Annotated in this window: 21 protein-coding genes; 10 read left to right on the forward strand and 11 right to left on the reverse strand. The window is 69.3% G+C overall.

All coding sequences use genetic code 11. The annotated features are described in order from the left end of the window. Window positions 1-12: 12 nt before the first annotated feature. Complete coding sequence (locus EOD42_RS13525) at window positions 13-951, forward strand: LysR family transcriptional regulator (RefSeq protein ID WP_127788069.1); 939 nt, start codon at window positions 13-15, stop codon at window positions 949-951. Here EOD42_RS13525 and EOD42_RS13530 read toward each other — a convergent pair. From EOD42_RS13530 to EOD42_RS13565, 8 genes are read right to left on the reverse strand one after another with little or no spacing between them, the layout of a single operon-like run. Further along, a complete protein-coding gene (locus EOD42_RS13530; RefSeq protein WP_127788070.1) occupies window positions 948-1,691 on the reverse strand; it encodes a molybdate ABC transporter substrate-binding protein in 744 nt (247 codons plus the stop codon). The two genes, EOD42_RS13525 and EOD42_RS13530, sit on opposite strands and share 4 nt — an antisense overlap. Continuing rightward, window positions 1,691-2,434 carry an enoyl-CoA hydratase gene (locus EOD42_RS13535; RefSeq protein ID WP_127788071.1) on the reverse strand — a complete coding sequence of 248 codons (744 nt, stop codon included), beginning with the start codon at window positions 2,432-2,434 and terminating at the stop codon, window positions 1,691-1,693. Before EOD42_RS13535 ends, EOD42_RS13530 begins: the two co-directional genes overlap by 1 nt. Further along, on the reverse strand, window positions 2,431-3,183 hold the full coding sequence (locus EOD42_RS13540; protein ID WP_127788072.1) for an SDR family NAD(P)-dependent oxidoreductase: 753 nt from the start codon (window positions 3,181-3,183) through the stop codon (window positions 2,431-2,433). The genes EOD42_RS13535 and EOD42_RS13540 overlap by 4 nt, the downstream gene beginning before the upstream one ends. Next, complete coding sequence (locus EOD42_RS13545; RefSeq protein WP_127788073.1) at window positions 3,180-4,529, reverse strand: formimidoylglutamate deiminase; 1,350 nt, start codon at window positions 4,527-4,529, stop codon at window positions 3,180-3,182. Before EOD42_RS13545 ends, EOD42_RS13540 begins: the two co-directional genes overlap by 4 nt. Beyond that, on the reverse strand, window positions 4,526-5,257 hold the full coding sequence (locus EOD42_RS13550) for an amino acid ABC transporter ATP-binding protein (protein WP_127788074.1): 732 nt from the start codon (window positions 5,255-5,257) through the stop codon (window positions 4,526-4,528). Before EOD42_RS13550 ends, EOD42_RS13545 begins: the two co-directional genes overlap by 4 nt. Further along, a complete protein-coding gene (locus tag EOD42_RS13555; protein WP_240655158.1) occupies window positions 5,254-5,907 on the reverse strand; it encodes an amino acid ABC transporter permease in 654 nt (217 codons plus the stop codon). The genes EOD42_RS13550 and EOD42_RS13555 overlap by 4 nt, the downstream gene beginning before the upstream one ends. Beyond that, a complete protein-coding gene (locus EOD42_RS13560) occupies window positions 5,904-6,524 on the reverse strand; it encodes an amino acid ABC transporter permease (RefSeq protein ID WP_240655159.1) in 621 nt (206 codons plus the stop codon). Before EOD42_RS13560 ends, EOD42_RS13555 begins: the two co-directional genes overlap by 4 nt. 46 nt (window positions 6,525-6,570) lie before the next feature. Further along, complete coding sequence (locus EOD42_RS13565; RefSeq protein ID WP_127788075.1) at window positions 6,571-7,401, reverse strand: transporter substrate-binding domain-containing protein; 831 nt, start codon at window positions 7,399-7,401, stop codon at window positions 6,571-6,573. 166 nt (window positions 7,402-7,567) lie between these two features. Between EOD42_RS13565 and EOD42_RS13570 the strand changes: the two genes are divergently transcribed. From EOD42_RS13570 to EOD42_RS13605, 8 genes are all read left to right on the forward strand, one after another. After that, window positions 7,568-8,530: an isopenicillin N synthase family dioxygenase gene (locus EOD42_RS13570; RefSeq protein ID WP_127788076.1), complete on the forward strand. Its 963-nt coding sequence runs from the start codon at window positions 7,568-7,570 to the stop codon at window positions 8,528-8,530. A gap of 3 nt (window positions 8,531-8,533) precedes the next feature. Then, window positions 8,534-9,265, forward strand: a complete 732-nt coding sequence (locus EOD42_RS13575; protein WP_127788077.1) for a UTRA domain-containing protein — start codon at window positions 8,534-8,536, stop codon at window positions 9,263-9,265. Next, a complete protein-coding gene (gene hutU / locus EOD42_RS13580) occupies window positions 9,262-10,929 on the forward strand; it encodes a urocanate hydratase (protein WP_127788078.1) in 1,668 nt (555 codons plus the stop codon). Before EOD42_RS13575 ends, hutU begins: the two co-directional genes overlap by 4 nt. Before the next feature lie 14 nt (window positions 10,930-10,943). After that, window positions 10,944-12,437: a histidine ammonia-lyase gene (gene hutH, locus EOD42_RS13585; protein ID WP_127788079.1), complete on the forward strand. Its 1,494-nt coding sequence runs from the start codon at window positions 10,944-10,946 to the stop codon at window positions 12,435-12,437. After that, on the forward strand, window positions 12,437-13,627 hold the full coding sequence (hutI, locus tag EOD42_RS13590; protein WP_127788080.1) for an imidazolonepropionase: 1,191 nt from the start codon (window positions 12,437-12,439) through the stop codon (window positions 13,625-13,627). Before hutH ends, hutI begins: the two co-directional genes overlap by 1 nt. Further along, on the forward strand, window positions 13,620-14,033 hold the full coding sequence (locus tag EOD42_RS13595; protein WP_127788081.1) for a PaaI family thioesterase: 414 nt from the start codon (window positions 13,620-13,622) through the stop codon (window positions 14,031-14,033). Before hutI ends, EOD42_RS13595 begins: the two co-directional genes overlap by 8 nt. 63 nt (window positions 14,034-14,096) lie before the next feature. Continuing rightward, window positions 14,097-15,014: a class I fructose-bisphosphate aldolase gene (locus EOD42_RS13600; protein ID WP_127788082.1), complete on the forward strand. Its 918-nt coding sequence runs from the start codon at window positions 14,097-14,099 to the stop codon at window positions 15,012-15,014. A 71-nt stretch (window positions 15,015-15,085) separates the two neighbouring features. After that, window positions 15,086-15,832, forward strand: a complete 747-nt coding sequence (locus EOD42_RS13605; protein ID WP_127788083.1) for a 5-oxoprolinase subunit PxpA — start codon at window positions 15,086-15,088, stop codon at window positions 15,830-15,832. Here the strand turns inward: EOD42_RS13605 and EOD42_RS13610 are convergent. Together EOD42_RS13610 and ybaL are read right to left on the reverse strand one after the other, a co-directional pair. Beyond that, complete coding sequence (locus EOD42_RS13610; RefSeq protein ID WP_127788084.1) at window positions 15,829-17,064, reverse strand: DUF2254 domain-containing protein; 1,236 nt, start codon at window positions 17,062-17,064, stop codon at window positions 15,829-15,831. The two genes, EOD42_RS13605 and EOD42_RS13610, sit on opposite strands and share 4 nt — an antisense overlap. A 58-nt stretch (window positions 17,065-17,122) precedes the next feature. Next, window positions 17,123-18,832 carry a YbaL family putative K(+) efflux transporter gene (gene ybaL / locus EOD42_RS13615; protein ID WP_127788085.1) on the reverse strand — a complete coding sequence of 570 codons (1,710 nt, stop codon included), beginning with the start codon at window positions 18,830-18,832 and terminating at the stop codon, window positions 17,123-17,125. 369 nt (window positions 18,833-19,201) lie between these two features. Here ybaL and EOD42_RS13620 point away from each other — a divergent pair, with 369 nt between their 5' ends. Beyond that, complete coding sequence (locus EOD42_RS13620; RefSeq protein ID WP_127788086.1) at window positions 19,202-20,524, forward strand: calcium-binding protein; 1,323 nt, start codon at window positions 19,202-19,204, stop codon at window positions 20,522-20,524. A 42-nt stretch (window positions 20,525-20,566) separates the two neighbouring features. Here EOD42_RS13620 and EOD42_RS13625 read toward each other — a convergent pair whose 3' ends face one another. After that, window positions 20,567-21,925, reverse strand: a complete 1,359-nt coding sequence (locus tag EOD42_RS13625) for an amidase (RefSeq protein WP_127788087.1) — start codon at window positions 21,923-21,925, stop codon at window positions 20,567-20,569. Window positions 21,926-21,967 lie beyond the last annotated feature (42 nt).

Consider the following 21,967-nt stretch of genomic DNA (forward strand, 5'->3'; position numbering starts at 1 on the left):
TATACTGTGCGGATGGACATCCGCCAGTTGAGCCTGTTCCGCCGTGTCGCCGAGGAAGGCAGCTTTTCCCGCGCAGCGGCGGTGCTGGGCATCACCCAGCCCGCGCTGAGCCGCCGCATCCGCGCGCTGGAGGAGGAATTGGGCACCACCCTGCTCTACCGCAACGGCCGCGGCGTGGTGCTGACGGAGGAAGGCCGGCGCTTCTCCGAAGCCGTGGTGCCGGTGCTGGAGGAACTGCAGCGCATCCGCGCCGATGCCGTCGCCTCCAGCGGGGCGCTGCGCGGGCGGCTGGTGGTGGCAATGCCGCCTTCCGTCATCGCCGGGCTAGCCCCGCCGCTGATGCGCCATGTGCGTGAAGCGATGCCCGAGTTGGATCTGCACCTGATGGACGGCCACACCGGCACCATCCATGAGTGGCTGACCAGCGGGCGGGTGGACATCGCGGTGCTGAACCCGATGCGGCAGAACCCCGCCATCCGCAGCGAGCCCCTGTTCGATGCCGAGCTGTATCTGGGCTACGCGCCCGGGGATGCCCGGATCGCCGCCCTGCTGACGCCGGCGGGCGAGCTGCCGATGAAGGCGCTGCACGGCCTGCCGCTGATGCTGACCGGCCCGCATCACGGGCTGCGGCGGGAGCTGGAGGCGGGATTTGCTGCCTCCGAGGTCACGCCCGGGCGGATCGAGAATGTGGATTCGCTGCACGCGCTGTCGCATCTGATCGCGGCCGGCATGGGCTACACGATCATGGCCTGGGATGCGCTGTCGCTGGAGCTGCGTGCCGGCAGCGTGGCGGCGGCGCGCATCGTCTCGCCGGTGCTGAAGCATGAATTCGTGCTGGCGACCTCGGCGGAGCGCCAGGTCTCCCCGGCATCGCGCGCCGTGATCCGGTTTCTGCGGGAGGAAGTGCGTCGCCTGGTGGCCTCGGGCCGGCTGAAGGCGACGATTCCTTAGGGCGCGCGCATGCCCGCCGCCTCGATCACCCGCGCTGCCTCCGGCCCGCGCAGGCTGTCGAGGAAGGCGCGCGCGGCTGCCGCGTCCTGCGGGTTGGCGGCGAGGCTTCCGGCATAGACGGTCCAGTTCTGGATCGCATCGGGCAGCGGGCCGACGAGGGCCGCACCCGGCACGGCCAGGATCTCGCTGATCTGGTGGATGGCGATGTCGGCCTGGCCGTCCAGCAGGCGGGTGGCCACCAGGCCGCCCGGCACCAGCACTGCCTTGCCGGCGATCTGGCGCGCAATGCCCCAGCGCTCGAACAGCCCGGCCAGGTAGATGCCGCTGGACCCGCCCGCCGCGGGGTCGATCATCGCGACGGCACGGGCCGACAGCAGTGCCTGCCGGAAGGCCTCAGGCGTCGAGATATCGGGCATGGGCGCGCCCTGGCGCACCGCGACGCCGATGCCCACGCGCGCCAGTTCACGCGGGGGCTCCGGCGACAGGCGCGGGGCCAGCGCCCTCAGCCCCGCCGGCGTCAGCACCAGCACATCGAAGCCCTCACCGGCCTCGACCCGGCGCTGCACGGCGCCCGCCGTGTCGTTGCGCAGGGTGACGCGATGGCCGGTGGCCGCCTCGAAGCGCCGGGCCAGGGTTTCCAGCACGGGCTTGTAGGCGCCGGTGGTCAGCACCGTGATCTCCGCCGCCTGGGCACGCGCCAAGGTCAGGCAGCACAGGACGGCGAGGATCACGTGGCGCATCAGTGCTTCTTCCCGAAACCCGCCATCATCTTCTGCGGCTCATCGGTCAGCCAGCTTTTGGCAAAGGCCGGCACGCCCGCCGCGATGCCCTGGGTGACGGATTTGTCCTCCCACTCGCGGATCAGCGCCTTCTGGTTGCGGATCGAGACAGGCCCGGCCAGCAGCAGCAGATCGACCCATTCCTGCACCGCGCCGTCCAGCGCATCGGGCTCCACCACCCGTTCCACCAGGCCCCAATCCAGCGCCTGCTCGGCGTCGATCGTCTCACCCAGCAGCAGCAGCCGACGGGTGCGGCCCCAGCCGATGAGGCCGGGCAGCAGCGCGGCCTCGACCACCGAGGGGATGCCCACACGCACCTCGGGCATGCCGAACTTCGCCGCGCTGCTGGAAATCCGCAGGTCGCAGGCGGCCGCGATCTCAAGCCCGGCACCCAGGCACCAGCCGTTGATGCGGGCAAAGACCGGCACCGGGCAGTCGCGGATGGCGCGGCAGGCGCCGTGCACGCTTTCGATGAATGCCTGGCCCTGGGCGGGCGTCTGCACCCGGCCCATTTCGGTGATGTCGGCCCCGCCCATGAAGGCGCGCCCGCCCTCACCGGTCAGGATCACGCAGCGGGCGGTATCAGGCACGGCGGCGAAGGCGGCGGCGAATTCCTTCAGCAACGCCGAGCCCATGGAATTCAGCTTGCGATCGTTTGCAATGGTGATGCGCGCGACCTCACGCGAGAAATCTTTCTCGATCAATGCATTACATCTCCTCCGTTGGGCGACAGGGTAGCGCCGCAATAGAAGCTGCCCCCTGGACCGGCGAGGAGCAAGGCCGTGTATGCGATGTCGATGGGCTGACCGAGCCGGCCCATGGGCAGGTTCTTCTCCATTGCCTCGTGCCATTCGCGCGGGCGCTGGGCCGTCATGTCGGTCACGATGGGGCCAGGGGCCACGGCGTTCACCAGCACGCCCTTGGGGGTCGCCTCATAGGCCAGCGCGCGGGTCATGCCCACGATGGCGGCCTTGGCCATGGCATAGGGCACCACCATCGGCGCGCCCTTCAGCGCGATCTGGGAGGCGACGTTGATGATGCGCCCTGCCCCACGCGCGACCATGCCCGGGTAGACGGCCTGGGCCATCAGGAACATGCCGCGGGCGTGCACGTTCATCACGCGCTCATACTCGGCCTGGGAATACTCGCCGAAGGGATGGCGGATGTTGATGCCCGCGTTGTTGAACAGGATGTCGGGCGCGCCGAGGGCCTCGGTCGCGGCCGCGACGAAGGCTTCGATCACGGGTGCGTCGGCGCCCATGTCGCAACTGGCGTGAAAGGCCCGGCGGCCCATGGCGCGGATCGCCTCGGCCACCTTCTCGGCCTCGGCATCGTCCTCGAAATGGTTGAAGGCGATGTCGGCGCCGTTCTCGGCGAACAGCAGCGCGGTCGCGCGGCCGATGCCGCGGCTGCCGCCGGTGATGAACGCGATTTTGCCTGCCAGCTGGCTCATGCCCAGATATCCCTCATCGCCTTGACGTAGCCCGCGCGGATGGCGGGCATGGCGATGTGCCGTCCCTCCTCCACCAGCACGCGCCCCGCGACGAGGGTGGTCTTCACCACGCCGCGCCCGGGGCCGAACACCCAGGCATCGAGCGCGGCATCGCCCGACAGGTCAATCAGGTCAGGGTGGGTGGTATCCAGCTCCACCAGGTCACAGCGCAAACCGGGGGCAATCGCGCCGATCGGCGCGCCTGCCGCGCGGGCACCGCCCGACAGCGACGCGCGATACAGCATGCCCGCCGGGTAGGGCTCGGCCTCGCTGGTCGCGACGGATCGCTGTTCGAGCGCCAGGCGCTGGCTGGTTTCCAGCTGGCGCAGTTCCTCGGCCGGGTCGAGGCTGACCTGGCTGTCGCTGCCCACGCCGAGCGCGCCGCCCACCGCCAGCCATTCCGGAAGGCGGAAGATGCCGTCGCCGAGCGAGGCCTCCGTGTGCGGGCAAAGCCCCGCGATGGAGCCGGACTGCCCGAGGGCCACGACCTCCGCATCGTCCAGATGCGTCGCGTGGATGAACACCCAGCGCGGGCCGGCGAAGCCGTGTTCCAGCACCCATTCGGCGGGGCGCATGCCGGTGGCGTCCACGCATTCCTCCACCTCGCGCCGCTGTTCGGCCAGGTGCAGGTGGATGGGGCCCTGCCAATTCTCATCCAGCGCCTGCAGCATGGCGGGGGTGACCGCGCGCAGCGAATGGGGCGCGACGCCGAGCGCCACGCGCGGGCCGCGATGCCGATCCAGCGCGCCCATCATGCCCATGAACTGGTCTAGGTCGTTCAGGAAGGGCCGCTGGCCGGGGTTGGGCTCCACGCCGAAGATGCCGCCATGGCGATACAGGCTCGGCAGCAGCGTGAGGCCGATGCCCGAGGTTTCTGCGGCGGCGATGTGGCGCAGGCTCATTTCCTCCCGCGCGGCATAGGGCGTGCCGTCGGGCTGGTGGTGCAGGTAGTGGAACTCGCACAGGTGGGTATAGCCGCGTTCCAGGCATTCGGCGTGCAGCATCGCGGCCACCGCCTCGGCGCTGTCGGGGTTCATGCGCGCGACCACGGCATACATCGCGTTGCGCCAGGTCCAGAAACTGTCGGTGCCGGCGCTGCGCCGGTCCGCGCGCCCGGCCATGGCGCGTTGGAAGGCGTGAGAATGGAGGTTGGGCAGGCCCGGCACCACGAGGCCGAGGCGGCGCGCCCCGCCCGGCTGCGCGCCCATCGTCACCGAGGTGATGGTGCCCGCGGCGTCAGCCTCGATCAGCACGTCACGCGCCCAGCCTTCCGGCAGCAATGCCTCGGCCGCGAAGAAACTCGTCATCCCTGTGCCCACGCCACCCGGTCCAGATAGGTTTTCAGAAAGCCCTTCACGCGGGGTTCCGCATCGGGGCCGAACATCTCACGCGGGGGCGCGACCTGCACCACCTGCCCGTGGTCGAGGAACATGACGCGCGACGAGAGCCCGGCGATGAAGCCCATCTCGTGGCTGACCACCAGCATGGTGGTGCCGGCGGCGGCCAGGTCGCGGATCACGTCCAGCACCTCGGTCGTCAGCTCCGGGTCTAGGGCTGCGGTCGGCTCGTCGAACAGCAGCACGCGCGGTTCCATCGCCAGCGTGCGCGCGATGGCCACGCGCTGCTGTTGGCCGCCCGACAGCCCGGCGGGCTTGCGCCCGGCCTGGGCCGAGAGGCCCACGCGGGCCAGCGCGGCCTCGGCCTTCGCGTCGGCTTCCTTGCGCGGCAGCTTCCGCACGAGCTTGAGCGCGAGGGCCACATTCTCCCGCGCGGTCAGGTGCGGCCACAGGCCGAAATGCTGGAACACCATGCCGATGGCGCCGTCACCCGGCACCGCAGCCTTGCCCGCCACCAGCACCCTGCCGGAGACGATGGGATCGAGCCCCGCGATGCAGCGCAGCAGCGACGACTTGCCCGACCCCGAGGGGCCGATGATGCCGATCGCCTCACCGGGTTCCACTTTCAGGTCGATGCCGCGCAGGATCTGCGCCTGGCCCACCTCACGCCGCAGCGCGGCGACTTCCAGCACGCTCATGCGGCAAGCGCCCTTTCGATGCGTTTCTCGACACGCCGGGCGAGGAAGGCCGTGGCCTCCGTCAGCGCCCAGTAACCCAGCGCCAGCACCAGCGTGGTTTCCACCACCGCGAAGCTGGCCGACCCCACCGCCTGCAGGCGAAAGGTGAACTCCGGCACGGTGATGATGGACAGCACCGCCGTTTCCTTGATGAGGATGACCGCGAGGTTGGTCAGCGCCGGCAACACGCCGAGCGCCATGACCGGCAGCATGATGCGCCACACGATCTGCATGCGCGACAGGCCCAGCAGGCGGGCGGCCTCCAGCTGCGCGGGCGGGACGGCCAGGAAGCCCGCGCGGAAGATCTCGCTGAAATAGGCCGCGCCATAGACCGACAGCGCCAGGAAACCGGCCAGCGGCGGCGACAGGTCGATGCCGATGAAGGGCCCGCCGAAATACAGCAGGAAGCACTGCACCAGGAAGGGCGTACCCCGCACGACCTCGACCACCGCGACCAGCGGCCAGACCACCGCGCGCGGCGCGAAGAAGCGCAGCGCGCCGACGGCGAAGCCCAGCGCCATGCCGGCCGCCACGGCCGTCAGCCAGATGATGAGCGTGACAGGCAGGCCGCGGGCCGCGGCCACCATGCTGTCCGAGAACACGGCCATCATGCCGGCCTCCCGCGCGTCAGCAGCGACAGGGCCAGGTTGATGATCAGGTAGATCGCCCCGCACAGCGCGTAGGATTCAAGCGGCATGAAGGTGCTGGCTGCCAGCGCCTGAGCGCTGCGCGTCAGCTCCAGAATGCCCACCACCGAGATCAGGGAGGACGCCTTCACGATCATGATCGCCTCGCCCAGGATCGCGGGGCGCATGGCCTGGATGGCGATGGGCAGGCGGATGCGCAGCAGGATCTGCGTGGGCGTCAGGCCCAGCAAACGCGCGGCCTCGATCCCGGAATGCGGCACCAGCGCAAGGCCGCCGCGCAGGATCTCGGCCATATAGGCCGCGCAGCACAGCCCCATGGTGCCGACGCCCGCCACAATGGCCGGCAGGTCGATGCCCAGGAACGGCAGCGCGAAATAGGCCAGCAGCAGCTGCACCAGCAGCGGCACGCCCCGGAAGAAGCTGATATAGACCAGCGCCCAGCGGTGCCGGGCCATGGCGGCGGCGGCCAGCGGCGCGCCCAGCACCAGCCCGATCAGCACCGCCCCCGCCGAGGACCACAGCGTGGCCAGCGTCGCCCACAGCATGGGCGGCAGGGCTTCCTGCACGAATTCCCAGGTCAAACGGATGCCCCCGGCACATGGGGCGGGTTTCCCCGCCCCTTCAGTATCAGACCGAGGCCTCGGTCACGCGCGCCGGCACGGTGAAGCTCTCACCGAACCACTTGGTCTGCAGCGCGGCCAGGCGGCCATCGCCGCGCATCGCGTCAATCACGCCATCCACCGCGTCCATCAGGGGCGCGCTGTCGGCATCCTTGCGGCAGATGTAGCCGAAATACACCGGCGCACCGAAGGGCGGGCGGACCACGCTGAACACGCCGCGCCGCTGCTGGGCGGTGTAGGCGATGTTGGGCAGGGAGTTGGCGACGGCCACCACGCGGCCCGCCGCCAGATCGGCATAGGCCTCGGAGAAGCTCTGGTACTCGCGGATCTGGGTGTTGAAGTTGTTGCGCTGGATATAGGCCTGCAGCTGCGCCAGCTGGGCCGTCGCCTGGGCGCAGCCCACGGTCTTGCCGTTGATGTCCTCGGGCTTGGCCAGGCTGTTGTCGTTGGCGCGCTTCAGCAGGGCGACGGTGGCATCCGCGATGGGGGCGGAGAAGCGATAGCGCTCCTGGCGGGCGCGGGTGATGGTGGCGGGGCCGGCGACCAGATCGTAGCGCGCGGCCTCAAGCCCGGGCAGCACCGACGGCCAGGGAAGGTCGATGAAGCGGACGCGCAGATTCAGCGCCTTGCCCACCTCGGCGAACAGCTCCGTGTTCAGCCCCACCTGGTTGCCGCCCTGGGTGAAGTCGAAGGGCGCGAAATGCAGCTCGGTCGCGACCACCAGCTCACCGGCCTGGCGGGCCTTCTCCAGCGCATTGGCGCGCGCAAGGCCCGGAATCGCCAGGCCTGCGGCGGCGCCCAGCACGGCGGCACGGCGGGTGACGGTAAATTCGGTCATTCAGCTCTCCCTGGGCGTCGAGGCCCGTTATCGTCTCGGCGTGCGTTCCGTGCGGCGGCTCCCCATGCCTGCCAAAGCTCTTGCGGCTTTTGGTTGACATGACAGGTCATGACAGTAGGCTGACCGACAGAGGGCCCGCAAGCCCGGATCGCACGGAGGTTGCATCATGCCCGAGGGCGCCGTCCATCAATCCCTGCCTGTCATCGATGTATCCCCCCTCATGGATGCCTCGGAATCAGGCATTCGCGCCGTAGCCGTTGAAATCCATGCCGCTTGCACGGGCCCGGGCTTCTTCTACATCCGTGGCCATGGGGTGCCGGATGCCGTGGTCGCCGGCGCGCGCGATCAGGCCGCCCGCTTCTTCCACCTGGCCCCCGAGGTGAAGGCGAACACGAAGGCCAACCAGATGCATCGCGGCTGGCACGCGATGGGCGGGGCCGTGATGGAAGGCGCCAAGAAGGCCGACCTGAAGGAGTTCTACTCCATGGGTCTCGACCTGCCGCTCGACCACCCGGTGGTGGCGGCCGGACAGAAGCTGCGCGGCCCCAACCAGTGGCCCGCCGAGGTGCCCGGGCTGCGCCCCGCCATGGAGGCCTATTACGCCGAGATGATGCGCGTGGGCGGGCTGCTGATGAAGGCCATCGCCGTCTCGCTCGACCTGCCCAGGGATTTCTTCGCGCCGCACTACACCCTGCCCCTGCAGCGCACCCAGGCGATTTTCTACCCGCCCCAGGCACCCGACGACACGGATGGCTTCGGCGTGGCCCCGCACACCGATTTCGGCTGCATCACCCTGCTGTGGCAGGACGGCAGCGGCGGGCTGGAGGTGCGCGAACGCCAGACGGGGCAATGGATCCCTGCCCCGCCCCTGCCGGGCACCTTCGTGATCAATGTGGGTGACCTGCTGGGCCGCTGGTCCAACGACCGCTTCGCCAGCACGCCGCACCGGGTGGTGAACCGGTCGGGGCATGAGCGCATGTCGATCGCGACCTTCCACGACCCCAATTTCGACGCCCCGATCGACCCGCGCGCCCTGGGCGCGACCGAGCCCAGATACGCGCCCACCACCTCCGGCGGGCACATCCTGGAATGCTTCGACAAGGCCTTCTCCTACCGGAAGAAGGACTGAGCGATGCCCGACGGCGCGCAGCCCCTCTACGTGGCGGTGAAGGCGCATGTGCGGGGGCAGATCGCCTCCGGCGCCTGGCCGCCGGGCTTCCGCATCCCGTCGGAGAATCAGCTGGGGCCCATGCTGGGTGTCAGCCGCATCACGGTGAACCGCGCCTTCGCGGAACTGGCGCGTGACGGCGTGCTGACCAAGGTGCCGGGCGTGGGCACCTTCGTGGCGAAGGACAAGCCGCGCTTCGGGCTGTTCTCGATCCAGGACATCGCACTCGAGATCGCGGCGCGCGGCATGGGCTGGGCGGCGCAGGTGCTGACGCTCGGCACCGCCCAGGCCCCGCGCGACGTGGCGGATGCCATGGGCATGCCGGCCGGCAGCGCGATGCCCCACAGCCTGGTGCTGCATCTGGGCGACGACACGCCCATCCAGCTGGAGGAACGCTGGGTGCGCCCCGGCTATGCCCCCGGCTTCCTGGCGCAGGACTACGCCGCCACCACCACCTTCGCCCTGCTGGCGCGCGAAGGCCGGCCGATGGAGATGGAACAGACCATCACCGCCGTCCTGCCCGATGCCGCGCAGGCGCGGCTGCTGAAGGTCAGCCGGCAGGAGCCGTGCCTGGTGATCCGCCGCCGCACCTTCACCGACGGAGAGGTCATGACCTTCTCCCGCCTCATCCAGCCTGCCGCCCGCTTCGAGATCTCGGGCCGGGCCGCCCTTTCCCCCGATGGATCCGCCGCATGAACACGCGCCTTCGCAATGCACCCGCCATCCGCAGCCCGCGCGGCCTGACGCTGAACGCCAGGTCCTGGCAGGCCGAGGCGCCGCTGCGCATGCTGATGAACAACCTGGACGACGAGGTGGCCGAGAAGCCCGGCGAGCTGGTGGTCTATGGCGGCATCGGCCGGGCCGCGCGCGACTGGGACAGCTATGAGCGCATCGTCTCCACCCTGAAGCGGCTGGAGACGACCCAGACCCTGCTGGTGCAGTCCGGCAAGCCGGTGGGCGTGTTCGAGACCCATGAGAACGCGCCGCGCGTGCTGATCGCCAACTCCAACCTCGTTCCGCACTGGGCGAACTGGGAGCATTTCTCCGAGCTCGATCGCAAGGGCCTCATGATGTACGGCCAGATGACGGCCGGTTCCTGGATCTATATCGGCAGCCAGGGCATCGTTCAGGGCACCTATGAGACCTTCGTCGAGGCCGGGCGCCAGCATTTCGGCGGCGATCTGTCCGGGCGCTGGATCCTCACGGGCGGCCTCGGCGGCATGGGCGGCGCGCAGCCGCTGGCGGGCGCGTTCGCGGGCGCCTGCGTGCTGGCGGTGGAATGCCAGGCCAGCCGGATCGAGAAGCGGCTGGAAACGCGCTACCTCGATTACCGGGCCGATGACCTCGACACCGCGCTCGCCATGATCCGCGATGCGACAGCGCAGAAGAAGGCGATCAGCGTCGGCCTGCTGGGCAATGCGGCGGAGGTGTTCCCCGAGCTGGTCCGCCGCGGCGTGGTGCCGGACATCGTGACCGACCAGACCAGCGCGCATGACCCGGTGAACGGCTACCTGCCCGCCGGCTGGACCGTGGGCGAATGGGAAGCCAAGCGCGAGACCGACCCCAAGGCCGTGGCGGCAGCAGCGAAGAAATCCATGGTCGTGCATGTCCAGGCCATGCTGGATTTCCAGAAGATGGGTGCCGCCGTCCTCGACTACGGCAACAACATCCGCCAGGTCGCGAAGGATGAGGGGCTGGCCAACGCCTTCGACTTCCCGGGCTTCGTGCCGGCTTACATCCGCCCGCTGTTCTGCCGGGGCGTGGGGCCGTTCCGCTGGGCGGCACTCTCGGGCGACCCGGAGGACATCCTCAAGACCGATGCCAAGGTGCGGGAGCTCCTGCCCGACAACACCCACCTGCACCGCTGGCTGGACATGGCGCAGCAGCGCATCGCCTTCCAGGGCCTGCCCGCGCGCATCTGCTGGGTGGGGCTGGGCGACCGGCACCGCCTCGGCCTCGCCTTCAACGAGATGGTGGCGCGCGGCGAGATCGGGCCCATCGTGATCGGGCGCGACCACCTGGACAGCGGCTCCGTCGCCAGCCCGAACCGGGAGACGGAGGCGATGATGGACGGGTCCGATGCGGTGTCCGACTGGCCCCTGCTGAACGCGCTGCTCAACACCGCCTCCGGCGCCACCTGGGTGTCGCTGCACCATGGCGGCGGGGTGGGCATGGGCTTCTCCCAGCATTCGGGCATGGTCATCCTGTGCGACGGCACGGAGGACGCTTCGCGCCGGTTGAAGAGAGTTCTCTGGAATGACCCGGCAACGGGCGTGATGCGTCACGCCGATGCGGGCTATGATATCGCCAAGACATGCGCACGGGAGCACGGGCTCGATCTGCCCGGCATCCCTCTTTGAGTAGTGAGGCTAAGATGATTCCTGGTTCCATCGATCTCGCCACCATCCAGGCCGTGGGTGAAGGCGCGCCACTCAGGCTCGAAGGCAACTGGCGGCAGGATGTGGAGGCGAGCCACGCCACGCTGGCCGCGGCGCTGGCCACCGGCGCGGCGCTCTATGGCGTGAACACGGGCTTCGGCAAGCTGGCCCAGACCCGCATCCCCGATGAGGCGCTGGCCGAGCTGCAGCTGAACCTGCTGCGCAGCCATGCCGCTGGCGTCGGCAAGAAGCTGGCCCCGCGCATCGTGCGGCTGGTGATGGCGCTGAAGGCGATGTCGCTCGCGCGCGGCGCATCGGGCGTGCGGCCCATCGTGATCGACTACCTGACGCATATGCTCAACAGCGACGTGCTGCCGGTCATTCCGGCACGCGGCTCCGTGGGGGCCTCGGGTGACCTCGCGCCGCTCGCGCATCTGTCGCTGGTGCTGGTGGGCGAAGGCCGCGCGCTGTTGCGCGGCGTGGAGGTGCCGGGCAGCGAGGCACTGGCCCGCATCGGGCTGAAGCCGCTGGTGCTGGGCCCGAAGGAAGGCCTGGCCCTGCTGAACGGCACCCAGGTCTCGACCGCCATCGCGCTGGACGGGCTGTTCCGCGCCCGGCGCCTGTTCAGCACGGCGCTGGTCGCCGCCGCCCTGTCGACCGAGGGCGTGCGCGGCTCCGACACTCCCTTCGATGCGCGCATCCATGAGCTGCGCGGCCATCGCGGGCAGATCCGCGTGGCGGCCGCCCTGCGCGGCCTGATGTCCGGCAGCTCCATCCGCGAGAGCCACCGCGAGGATGACCCCCGCGTGCAGGACCCCTACTCCATCCGCTGCACGCCGCAGGTGCTGGGTGCCGCGCTTGATGCGCTGGACCACGCCGGCGCGGTGCTGGAGCGCGAATCCAATGCCGTGACCGACAACCCGCTGGTGGTGGGCGGCGACGTGCTCTCGGGCGGCAATTTCCATGCGGAGCCGGTGGGCTTCGTGGCCGATTTCATGGCGCTCTCCATCGCCGAGACCGGGGCCATCGCCGAACGCCGCATCGCGCTGCTGATCGACCCGGCGCTGTCGGGCCTGCCGCCCTTCCTGGTGAAGGAAGGGGGCGTGAATTCGGGCTTCATGATCGCGCAGGTCACGGCCGCGGCCCTGACGGCCGAGAACCGCCACCTGGCCAACCCCCGCGTGACCGACAGCCTGCCGACCAGCGCCAACCAGGAAGACCATGTGAGCATGGCCACGGGTGCGGCGCTGCGCCTGCGCCCCATGTACCGCAACCTGGCGGATATCCTGGCGGTGGAGCTGCTGTGCGCCGCCCAGGGGGTGGAGTTCCACCGCCCGCTGCGCAGTTCCAAGGTGCTGGAAGCCGCGCACGGGCTGGTGCGCAGCGTGGCGCCCTTCTGGGACAAGGACCGGCTGATGGCGCCTGACATCGCGGCGGTCTCCGCCCTGATCCGCGCCGGGCGCTTCGCCGAGCTGCTGGGCGACTACTGATGTTCGACGCGGTCTGGACCAACCTGCACGCGGCCACCATGGCCGATGATGCGCTTGGCATCATCGAGGACGCGGCGATCGCGGTGAACGGCGACACCATCGCCTGGGTGGGGCCGCGCGCCGCCCTGCCCGGGCCTGGCGCCGTGACCCACGACATGGGCGGGGCCTGGGTGCTGCCGGGGCTGGTGGATTGCCACACCCACCTGGTGTTCGGCTCGGACCGCGCGGCGGAATATGAAATGCGCCTGGCGGGCGCGACCTATGAGGAGCTGTCCCGCGCCGGGGGCGGCATCCTCTCCACCGTGCGCGCGACCCGCGCGGCGGATGAGGCCACGCTGCTGGAGGCCGCCCTGCCCCGGCTGGACGGGCTGCTGGCTGAGGGCGTGACCACCGTCGAGATCAAGTCCGGCTACGGGCTCGACAGCGCCAATGAGGCCAAGCAGCTGCGCGTGGCCCGCGAGTTGGGCAGGCGGCGCGCCGTGACGATCGTGACGTCTCTGCTGGCGGCCCATGCCGTGCCGCCCGAATATGCCGGGCGCCGGGCCGATTACGCGCGCCATGTGGCCGAGACCATCATCCCCGAGGTCGCGGCCGAGGGGCTGGCGGATGCGGTGGATGCCTTCGCCGACAGCATCGGCTTCACCAATGAGGAAACCGGGTGGGTCTTCGCCGCCGCGGCACGCGCGGGGCTGCCGGTCAAGCTGCACGCCGACCAGCTGACCGACCAGGACGGCGCCGCCTTCTCGGCCGCACATGGCGCGCTCAGCGCCGATCACCTGGAGCGTTCCAATGCGGCGGGGCTGGCCGAGATGGCTCGCGCCGGCACCGTGGCCGTGCTGCTGCCCGGTGCCACCTTCACCCTGCGCGAGACCGCCCACCCCGATGTGCCCGCCATGCGCGCGGCCGGTGTCAGGATGGCCGTCAGCACCGACATGAACCCCGGCTCCTCACCCGCGCGGTCGCTGCTGCTGATGACCAACATGGCCTGCGCGCTGTTCCGCATGACGGTGGCGGAGGCGCTTCTGGGCGTGACGCGCCATGCAGCGGCGGCACTCGGCCTGCATGACCGCGGCGTGCTGGCCGTGGGGCGGCGCGCCGACATGGCCTTCTACCGCATCAACCGCCCGGCGGACCTGGTGTACTGGATGGGCACGAACCCCTGCATCGGCCGGGTGGTCGGCGGTGCATGACCTGGCGGAACTGACCCGGATCGTCCGCTGGGGCGTGCCCCTGGCCGATCAATGGGGCATCGAGGTAATCCACGCCGAGGAAGGCGTGGCGCACCTGCGCCTGCCGGCCAGCCCCACGCTTCTGCGCCCCGGCAACACCGTCTCGGGCCCCGCGATCATGGGGTTGGTGGATGTCGCGATGTGGGCGGCGCTGCTGACCACAACCCAGGGTAGAGACAACAGCGTCACATCCAGCATGAATGTGAACTTCCTCCGGCCGGCGGGTCCGGGGCCGATTGTGGCCGAGGCCCGCGTCGTAAAGGGCGGAAAACGCATGCTTTATGGCGAGATTGTGGTGCGCGCCACCAATAGTGACGAAATTGCGGCGCACTGCACAACACATTGGGTTGTAATCGCCAAACCCTAGGCTTCCGTCACCTTTCGGGCTTTGCTAATGCCCTGCCGAGGTTGGACAAGGGACACCGATCAGATGAAGCTCACGCGCAAGGTCAAGGAAATCCTCTCCTGGTACGAGAGCGACAACCCCGGCACCAAGTCGAACATCGCCCGCATCCTGATGACCGGCAAGCTGGCCGGCACGGGCCGCATGGTGATCCTGCCGGTGGACCAGGGCTTCGAGCACGGCCCCGCCCGCAGCTTCGCGCCGAACCCCGCCGGTTATGACCCGCATTACCACTTCGAGCTGGCCATCGAGGCCGGGCTGAACGCCTATGCCGCGCCGCTGGGCGCGCTGGAGGCCTCCGCCGCTTCCTTCGCCGGCTGCATCCCCACCATCCTGAAGGTGAACCACAGCAACAGCCTGGCCACGCTGAAGGACCAGGCCGTGACGGCGACCGTCGCCGACGCGCTGCGCCTGGGCTGCTCGGCCATCGGCTTCACCATCTACCCCTCCTCCGAGTTCCAGTTCGAGATGATCGAGGAACTGCGCGAGCTGGCCGCCGAGGCGAAGGCCGCGGGCCTGGCCGTGGTGGTGTGGTCCTATCCGCGTGGCCCGATGCTGGACAAGACCGGCGAGACGGCGCTGGACATCGCGGCCTATGCCGCGCACATCGCGGCCCTGGTCGGCGCGCACATCATCAAGGTGAAGCCTCCCACGGCCGCCATCTCGCTGGATGCCGCCAAGAAGACCTACAGCAGCTACCCGGTCGAGGACGACGCGGCTGCCCGCTTCGCCCATATCGTGAAGGCCTGCTTCAACGGTCGTCGCCTGGTGGTGTTCTCGGGTGGTGAGGCCAAGGGCGCCGACAGCCTGCTGAACGAGGTCCGCGCGATCCATGCCGGCGGCGGCAACGGCTCCATCGTCGGCCGCAACGCCTTCCAGCGCCCGAAGGAAGAGGCGCTGAAGCTGCTCTCCGACATCATCGACATCTACAAGTCCAAGCCGTAATCGCGGCTCCGGTCTTCGGATGATGCGGCGCGGGAGGCGACTCCCGCGCCGTTTTTGTTAGGCTGCCGTCCATGGACATCAATTGCGACATGGGTGAGGGCTTCGGCCATTGGCGGCTGGGCGAGACGGACGATGCGGCGCTGATGCCGCACATCACCTCCGCCAACATCGCCACGGGCTTCCACGCGGGCGACCCGTCCCTGATGGACGCGACCGTCGCGCTGGCCGTGAAGCACGGCGTCGCCATCGGCGCCCATCCGGGCTTTGCGGACCTGCGGGGCTTCGGCCGCCGGCGGATGAACGCGGCGCCGGAGGAGATGGTGAACGACATCCTCTATCAGCTGGGCGCGCTGCGGGAATTCGCGTCGCGCCACGGCGGCACCATCGCCCATGTGAAGCCGCACGGGGCGCTGTACATGGAGCTCGCGCAGAACGAGGCCATGTCACGCCTGCTGGTGCGGGCGCTGCGCAAGGTGGCACCGGCCGCGCATCTGTTCTGCATGGATATCTCCGTCACCGCCCGCATCGCGCGTGAGGAAGGCCAGCCCGTGGTGCGCGAGTTCTTCGCCGACCGCGACTACGACAACACGGGCGCCATCGTCTTCGCCCGCCAGGTCGGCCGCGCCGACCCGCTTGCGATGGCGGAACGCGTCGTGCGCGCCTGCCGTGAGGGGGTGGTGCGGACGGTCGAGGGCGATGACCGCCCGATCGCCTTCGAGAGCATCTGCTTTCATTCCGACACGCCAGGCTCGCTCGGCATCGCGCAGGCGCTGAAGCCGGCGCTGGTCGCGGCCGGCATCGCGGTGGGCGCCCCCTAGGGCGCGCTGGCCGCGATCTCGGCCCGCAGCCGGGCCTTGTCGGCCTCAAGCGGCATCGCGCCTTCGGCGCGTGACAGGGCCTGGCGCGACTGTTCGAGCGCGGCGGCACCAAGGCCCGGCCCGCCCGTCCGCGCGAGCGCCAGCAGCGCCTTCTGGAGACGCAGCTGCACCTCCAGCATGGCCGCGCCGTCGCGGGCGATGGGCATGAAGGCGTCCTCCAGCAGGTCAGGCCACGCATGGGCGGGAACATGGACCTGGGGGTACTCGGGCGCCTTAGACGCGGCTTCGGCGGCCCAGCGGCACATCAGCCGGGTGCAGCGGCCGATCACATCGATGGCTGTGCCCGGATCATTCACCGCGGGCGACAGGGCGCGAGAGGCGATCTCGCTCAACACCGCCAGGCCGAAGCGCGGGTCCTGGTCGAAGGAGCGCACATCCCCGATGGTGAAGGCCTGGATCAGGGCATGACGCCGCTCGGGCGGCAGGCCATCGACCAGGGCGAGCGGCGTGTCGGGATAGATGAAGGTGCCGGGCACGGCATTGACGAAGATCTCCACCCCCGCCGCGTCGCAGAGATCCGCCAGGGCCGGCATGTCGATATGCTGCACATAGCCGATGGCCTCGCCGGTCACGGGCGCGGCGCTCTCGGGCACGGCGCGAAGCGGTGTTCCGCCCAGGCAGGGCCGCTCCACCCAGGCCTCGATCGCGGCGCGCGCCGCTTCCTCGACGCGCACCGTCGTCTCGCCCACCCGGCCGAACCGCGTCAGGTGGTCGATCCAGCGCAGCAGAGAGACCACGACCAGCACGATGACCGCGATGGTCACGGCGAACAGCACCACCCGCCCCCGCTCGCCATAGGCACCGGTCTTGAGGAGGATCAGCCCGACGATGCCGAACAGGAAGGAGCCCAGGAAGGCCGACAGCGCGGTCTGGGTCAGCCTGTCCTCGATCAGCAGCTTCGTCGCGCGGGGCGTCACGTTGCTGGTGGCCGAGCCATAGGCCGAGACCATGATGCTGAGGGAGAAGGTGGTGACCGCGAGCATGCTGGAGGCCAGGATGCTGAGAATGCCCTCCACCGCGTCGGCGCCGATCTGCCCGGGCAGGTGCCAGGGGATATAGCGTTCGACGACCGCCGCCATCAGCGCCGCCAGCACCCCCAGCAGCCCGATCAGGGTGGCCCGCACCCAGAGCCGCCTAGCCACATTCGCCAGCAGCCATCGCCAACGCGGCATCACCGCCCCCGATCCTTGACCGGAATGACAACGCCCGCGTCGCGGCCGGGTTGGCGCCTCAGTGCCCGTTGTTCTTCTTGGGGGCGAAGCGCGTCAGCACATGGTGCGTCATGCCCTTGGCCAGTTCCTCCTCGCCGAAGAAGACCGTACCGGTGCCGTCGCCGCGCAGCAGCTCCGATTCCTCCTCGCTGTGGGTGCGCAGCACGATCTCGATCTGCGGGTTCAGCTTGCGCGCGGTGTCGGCCATCTGCCGCACACCCAGCGTGTCGGGGGTGGCCACCACCAGCATCGCCGCCTGGGCGATATGGGCCTGGATCAGCACGGCGGGGTCTGCCGCATTGCCGGCCACCGCGGCCTTGCCCTTGGCGCGCAGATCCTCGACCGCCTCGCGGTTCTGCTCGGCGACGACATAGGGGATGCCGCGCTCATCCAGCGCGGCCGCGATCCGCCGCCCGACCCGGCCATAGCCCACCAGCACGATCTGCCCCTCCAGATACTTGCGCTCCGTGGTCATGGGCAGCTGGGCATAGGGATCCTGCCGGCGCTCCAGCCGGCGTGCCACGCGCGACTTGCCGATGATCCAGCGGCGGGAGGGCTCGATGGCCGCGAACAGCAGCGGGTTCAGCGCGATGGAGATCAGGGCGCCAGCCATCACCAGGCTCATCCCCTCCTGCGGCAGGATGCCCAGATTCACGCCGAGCCCCGCCATGATGAAGGAGAACTCGCCGATCTGCGCGAGGCTGGCGGAGACGATCATGGCGGTGCTGAGCGGGTACTTGAACAGGATGACGATGCCGAGCGCCGCGATGGACTTGCCGATCATGATGATCGCGACCACCGCCAGCACATGCAGCGGCTCCTCGATCAGCACGGCGGGCTTGAACAGCATGCCGACCGAGACGAAGAACAGCACCGCGAAGGCGTCGCGCAGCGGCAGGCTCTCATCGGCCGCGCGGTGGCTGAACTCGGATTCGCGCATCACCATGCCGGCGAAGAAGGCGCCGAGCGCGAAGGAGACATGGAAGACGATGGCAGCCCCGTAGGCGATGCTGATGGCGGCCGCGACGACCGAGAGGGTGAACAGCTCCCGCGAGCCGGTCTTGGCCACCTGCCACAGCAGCCAGGGCAGCACGCGGCGCCCGGCGATCAGCATCAGCGCGATGAAGGCCGCGACCTGCAGCAGGGTCTGCACGATGGTCAGCCAGATATTGCCGCTGGAACTTTGCTCGGTGACGTTGCCGCCCAGCACACCCGCCAGCGGCGGCAGCAGCACCAGCACCAGCACGGTGGCCAGGTCCTCCACCACCAGCCAGCCCACGGCGATGCGGCCGTTCTGGCTTTCCAGGACGCCTCGCGCCTCCAGCGCCTTCAGCAGCACGACGGTGCTGGCGCAGGACAGGCACAGGCCGAAAACGAGGCCCGCCCCCCAGCCCCAGCCCCAGAACATGGCGACCCCCATGCCGAGCACCGTGGCCAGCGTCATCTGCACCACCGCGCCCGGCACGGCGATGCGCTTCACCGCCATCAGGTCCTTCAGCGAGAAATGCAGGCCCACGCCGAACATCAGCAGCATGACGCCGATCTCGGAGAGCTGGCCTGCGAGTTGGACATCCGCCACGAAGCCCGGCGTGGCGGGGCCGATGATGATGCCCGCCAGCAGATAGCCGACCAGCGCCGGGATCTTCAGCTTCTCGGCGATGAAGCCCAGCAGCAGCGCGATGCCGAAGCCCGCGGCCAGGGTGGTGATGAGGGGGATGTGGTGGTCCATGCGGGTCCTCGCGGGTTGCTTGTCAGGCAAGCCAGCGCCGAACTGGCACCCCTGCGACACGCAATCCCGGCTGGCGCGGCCAGCCAATCCCGCACGACGCTATCCGGCCCGATCAGGCCAGAAGCGGAGAAATTCCCAGACGAAGCCAAACTTTCAGTAATAATGTGTTCATGACGGCGCCATTTCAAGTGACTTTCTCAGGAATCACAGGCCGTTCGCCGTCCTATCTCACATGCCACGGCCTAGAGGGCGGCAAGCGCCTGGGTGAAGGTGTCGAGGGCGGGATGGGTCGCGTGTTCGGGGCCCGCATAGCCTTGACGAGGTCGCGACGTCAGATTTTTATTGAATAAACATGTTTCAGGAAGCGCCATGGCCAGCTTCAATATCTCGTCCGGAACCATCACGACGCAACAGTATCTTGAAGGCGGAGAGACAGGATATATCGGCGTCAATGGTAGCCTTCAAACTGGCGCGGATACTGCAATCTATGTAAATCCCAGCATCAACGGGATCTTCTCCGGTTCCCTCGCCAATCCCACCATCTCCAATGCCGGAGCGATCACGGGTGGCAACGACGCCATCTATATCGACTCGCCGTACTCCGGAACGGTCTACATCCTGAATACAGGATCGATCACCTCCACCAACACGCATGTGATGTTGGCATTTTTTGATGCCGGATCGATCGTCTTCGACAATGCCGGCACCCTGACCAGTTCCGACAGCACCACGCTCATCTTCGGCGGTGGCGACGACACGCTGATCATCCGCAATGGATCCTCCATGAGCGGAGATGTGGAGGGCGGCGATGGGACAGACACCATTGATTACAGCCACTGGACCGGTTCCGGCGTCGCCGTCGTCCTTGGCGGCCTGGCCACCGGCACGATGTTCGTCAACCGCTTCGAGAACGTCATCGGCAGTGCCCAGGGTGACAGCATCACCGGCAACAGCGCGGCGAACGTGCTGTTCGGACTGGACGGCGACGACACGCTCAGCGGCATGGCAGGCAACGACGTTCTCTGGGGTGGCGTCGGCAACGACACGCTGACGGGCGGCGCTGATGACGACGCGCTGTATGGCGGCGCCGGCAATGACCAGATGGCGGGCGGCACCGGCAACGACATCTATCAGGTGACCGATGCCGGAGACGTCGTCACCGAGGCCGGCGACGAAGGCTTTGATGACGTCTGGACCACCGTGAGCTGGACCGTCACCTCGGGCAATATCGAAGGGGTGTATGCCGTCGGCACCGGGCTGACCGTCACCGGAAGCGCCTTCGCCGATGTGCTGGTGGCCGATACCGCGGGCAGCACGCTGAACGGCAGCGACGGGGACGACACCCTGTGGGGCCAGGCCGGCGACGACACGCTCACCGGCGGGTCTGGCAACGACGTCATTCGTGGCGGCGGCGGTGCCGATACGATCACGGGTGGTGCCGGCAATGACCAGCTGGTGGGCGGCGCCGGGGCGGACACCTTCGTCTTCGATGCGCCCGACTGGGGCTACGACCAGGTGTTCGACTTCGTCCAGGGAACCGATCACCTGGATATGCGCGGGTCCGGCGCGACCGGCATGGCCGACCTGACCTTCTACAGCGCGGGCGGCAACACTGCGGTGTTTCTCGGCTCTGCCCGGATCGATCTGTACGGAGTCTCCGCCCTGACCGCGAGCGACTTCATCTTCGCGTAAGCACTGGTCGGGCGCGGCCTGTCCGCGCCCGACCAAAAGCGACTAGAGGCTCATGACAGGCGTGTGCTTGTACAGCCAGCGGGCATAGGCGATGGCGCGGGCGTCCTCGCCGGGCTGACACACCACCTGCACACCCATGGGCATGCCCTCGACAGCCAGCATCGGCATGGTCACGGCCGGCGCGCCCAGGGCAGAAGTGCCCGCGTTGCAGGAGGCATCGCCCGTGGGCCGGCCGTTCTTCGCGGCATCGGGCGCCGTGGGGTCCCAGGCGGGCGCGGGGCCGGGGCAGGACGGCGCGATCAGCATGTCGAACACCGGGGCGATGGCGGCCTGGGCGGCCCGCATCACCTGCCGTTCGACCAGGGCTGCGTGATAATCCTGGGCGGTATAGGCCATGCTGGCGTCCAGCCGGGCGACGGTGCGGGGCCCCAACTTGTCGCGCGGCAGGTTCAGCAGCCCGGCGCGGTTCTCGAAGCTGGTGATGAGGCCGCCCACGGCGTTGGCGTTGCCGACGCTCCTCTCCAGCGCCTTCAGCAGCGGGTGCTCATCAGGCCAGACCACCTCGGGTGCGAAGGAACGCAGCAGTTGCTCGAAGGCCTCGCGCGCCTTGGGCGGCATGCGGTCCCAGATCTCGGTGCGCATCACGCCGATGCGCATGGGCCGCTGCGGCTCGGGCGGCGCGATCGGGCCCTGGATGCCGGGATGGCCCGGGTCGCCGCCGGCGCGGCGGCTGATCTCGCGCGCGACCATCCAGGCATCCTCGGCACAATTGGCATGGGGGCCGGCGGTGGACTGGCTGGTGCCCTGGCGCTCACCGCGATGGATGCCGCCCTGGGTGGGCTTCAGCGCCCAGTTCCCGCAATAGGCCGCGGGGCGGATGATGCTGCCGCCCACCTGGGTGCCGATGGCCACCGGCACGAAGCCCGCCGCCACCGCCGCCGCGCTGCCCGAGGACGAGCCGCCCGGCGTGTGCGCGCGGTTCCAGGGGTTGGTGGTGGGGCCGGGCTCGCTCTGGCCCAGCTCGGTCGTCACGGTCTTGGCCAGGATGATGGCCCCGGCCTCTCGCAGGGCACGGACGCCGGCACCTTCGCGCTTGGGGAAATTGCCCTCATAGGCGGCGCTGCCCATCTGGGTCGGCATGTCCCGCGTCTCGATCAGGTCCTTGATCGCGATGGGCATGCCGTCGATGGGCGACAGCGGCGCGCCGGCCTTCCAGCGCGCGGAGGAGGCATCGGCGGCCGCGCGCGCATCCTCCACACTCATGGCGGTGAAGGCCCGGACCACCGGCTCGCGCTCCGCGATGCGCTCCAGGCAATGCTCCAGATAGGCGCGCGCGGTGACGGCGCCTGCCGGCACCACGTCGTGAAAGGTGATGCCGCGCCAGGAAGGGTGGTAGCTCATGCTCTCGACGTCTCCGCTCCGGTATGGCTAGCCTTGTCCGGA

Source organism: Rhodovarius crocodyli, from assembly GCF_004005855.1.
GTDB lineage: Bacteria > Pseudomonadota > Alphaproteobacteria > Acetobacterales > Acetobacteraceae > Rhodovarius > Rhodovarius crocodyli.

Coding starts and splice junctions, on each gene's coding strand:
- EOD42_RS13565 (WP_127788075.1), bottom strand. CDS start 7,401: ATGACCGAATTTACCGTCACCCGCCGTGCCGCCGTGCTGGGCGCCGCC.
- EOD42_RS13625 (WP_127788087.1), bottom strand. CDS start 21,925: ATGAGCTACCACCCTTCCTGGCGCGGCATCACCTTTCACGACGTGGTG.
- EOD42_RS13600 (WP_127788082.1), top strand. CDS start 14,097: ATGAAGCTCACGCGCAAGGTCAAGGAAATCCTCTCCTGGTACGAGAGC.
- EOD42_RS13530 (WP_127788070.1), bottom strand. CDS start 1,691: ATGCGCCACGTGATCCTCGCCGTCCTGTGCTGCCTGACCTTGGCGCGT.
- ybaL (WP_127788085.1), bottom strand. CDS start 18,832: ATGGACCACCACATCCCCCTCATCACCACCCTGGCCGCGGGCTTCGGC.
- EOD42_RS13555 (WP_240655158.1), bottom strand. CDS start 5,907: ATGATGGCCGTGTTCTCGGACAGCATGGTGGCCGCGGCCCGCGGCCTG.
- EOD42_RS13620 (WP_127788086.1), top strand. CDS start 19,202: ATGGCCAGCTTCAATATCTCGTCCGGAACCATCACGACGCAACAGTAT.
- hutI (WP_127788080.1), top strand. CDS start 12,437: ATGTTCGACGCGGTCTGGACCAACCTGCACGCGGCCACCATGGCCGAT.
- hutH (WP_127788079.1), top strand. CDS start 10,944: ATGATTCCTGGTTCCATCGATCTCGCCACCATCCAGGCCGTGGGTGAA.
- EOD42_RS13525 (WP_127788069.1), top strand. CDS start 13: ATGGACATCCGCCAGTTGAGCCTGTTCCGCCGTGTCGCCGAGGAAGGC.
- EOD42_RS13545 (WP_127788073.1), bottom strand. CDS start 4,529: ATGACGAGTTTCTTCGCGGCCGAGGCATTGCTGCCGGAAGGCTGGGCG.
- EOD42_RS13540 (WP_127788072.1), bottom strand. CDS start 3,183: ATGAGCCAGCTGGCAGGCAAAATCGCGTTCATCACCGGCGGCAGCCGC.
- hutU (WP_127788078.1), top strand. CDS start 9,262: ATGAACACGCGCCTTCGCAATGCACCCGCCATCCGCAGCCCGCGCGGC.
- EOD42_RS13605 (WP_127788083.1), top strand. CDS start 15,086: ATGGACATCAATTGCGACATGGGTGAGGGCTTCGGCCATTGGCGGCTG.
- EOD42_RS13575 (WP_127788077.1), top strand. CDS start 8,534: ATGCCCGACGGCGCGCAGCCCCTCTACGTGGCGGTGAAGGCGCATGTG.
- EOD42_RS13570 (WP_127788076.1), top strand. CDS start 7,568: ATGCCCGAGGGCGCCGTCCATCAATCCCTGCCTGTCATCGATGTATCC.
- EOD42_RS13610 (WP_127788084.1), bottom strand. CDS start 17,064: ATGCCGCGTTGGCGATGGCTGCTGGCGAATGTGGCTAGGCGGCTCTGG.
- EOD42_RS13550 (WP_127788074.1), bottom strand. CDS start 5,257: ATGAGCGTGCTGGAAGTCGCCGCGCTGCGGCGTGAGGTGGGCCAGGCG.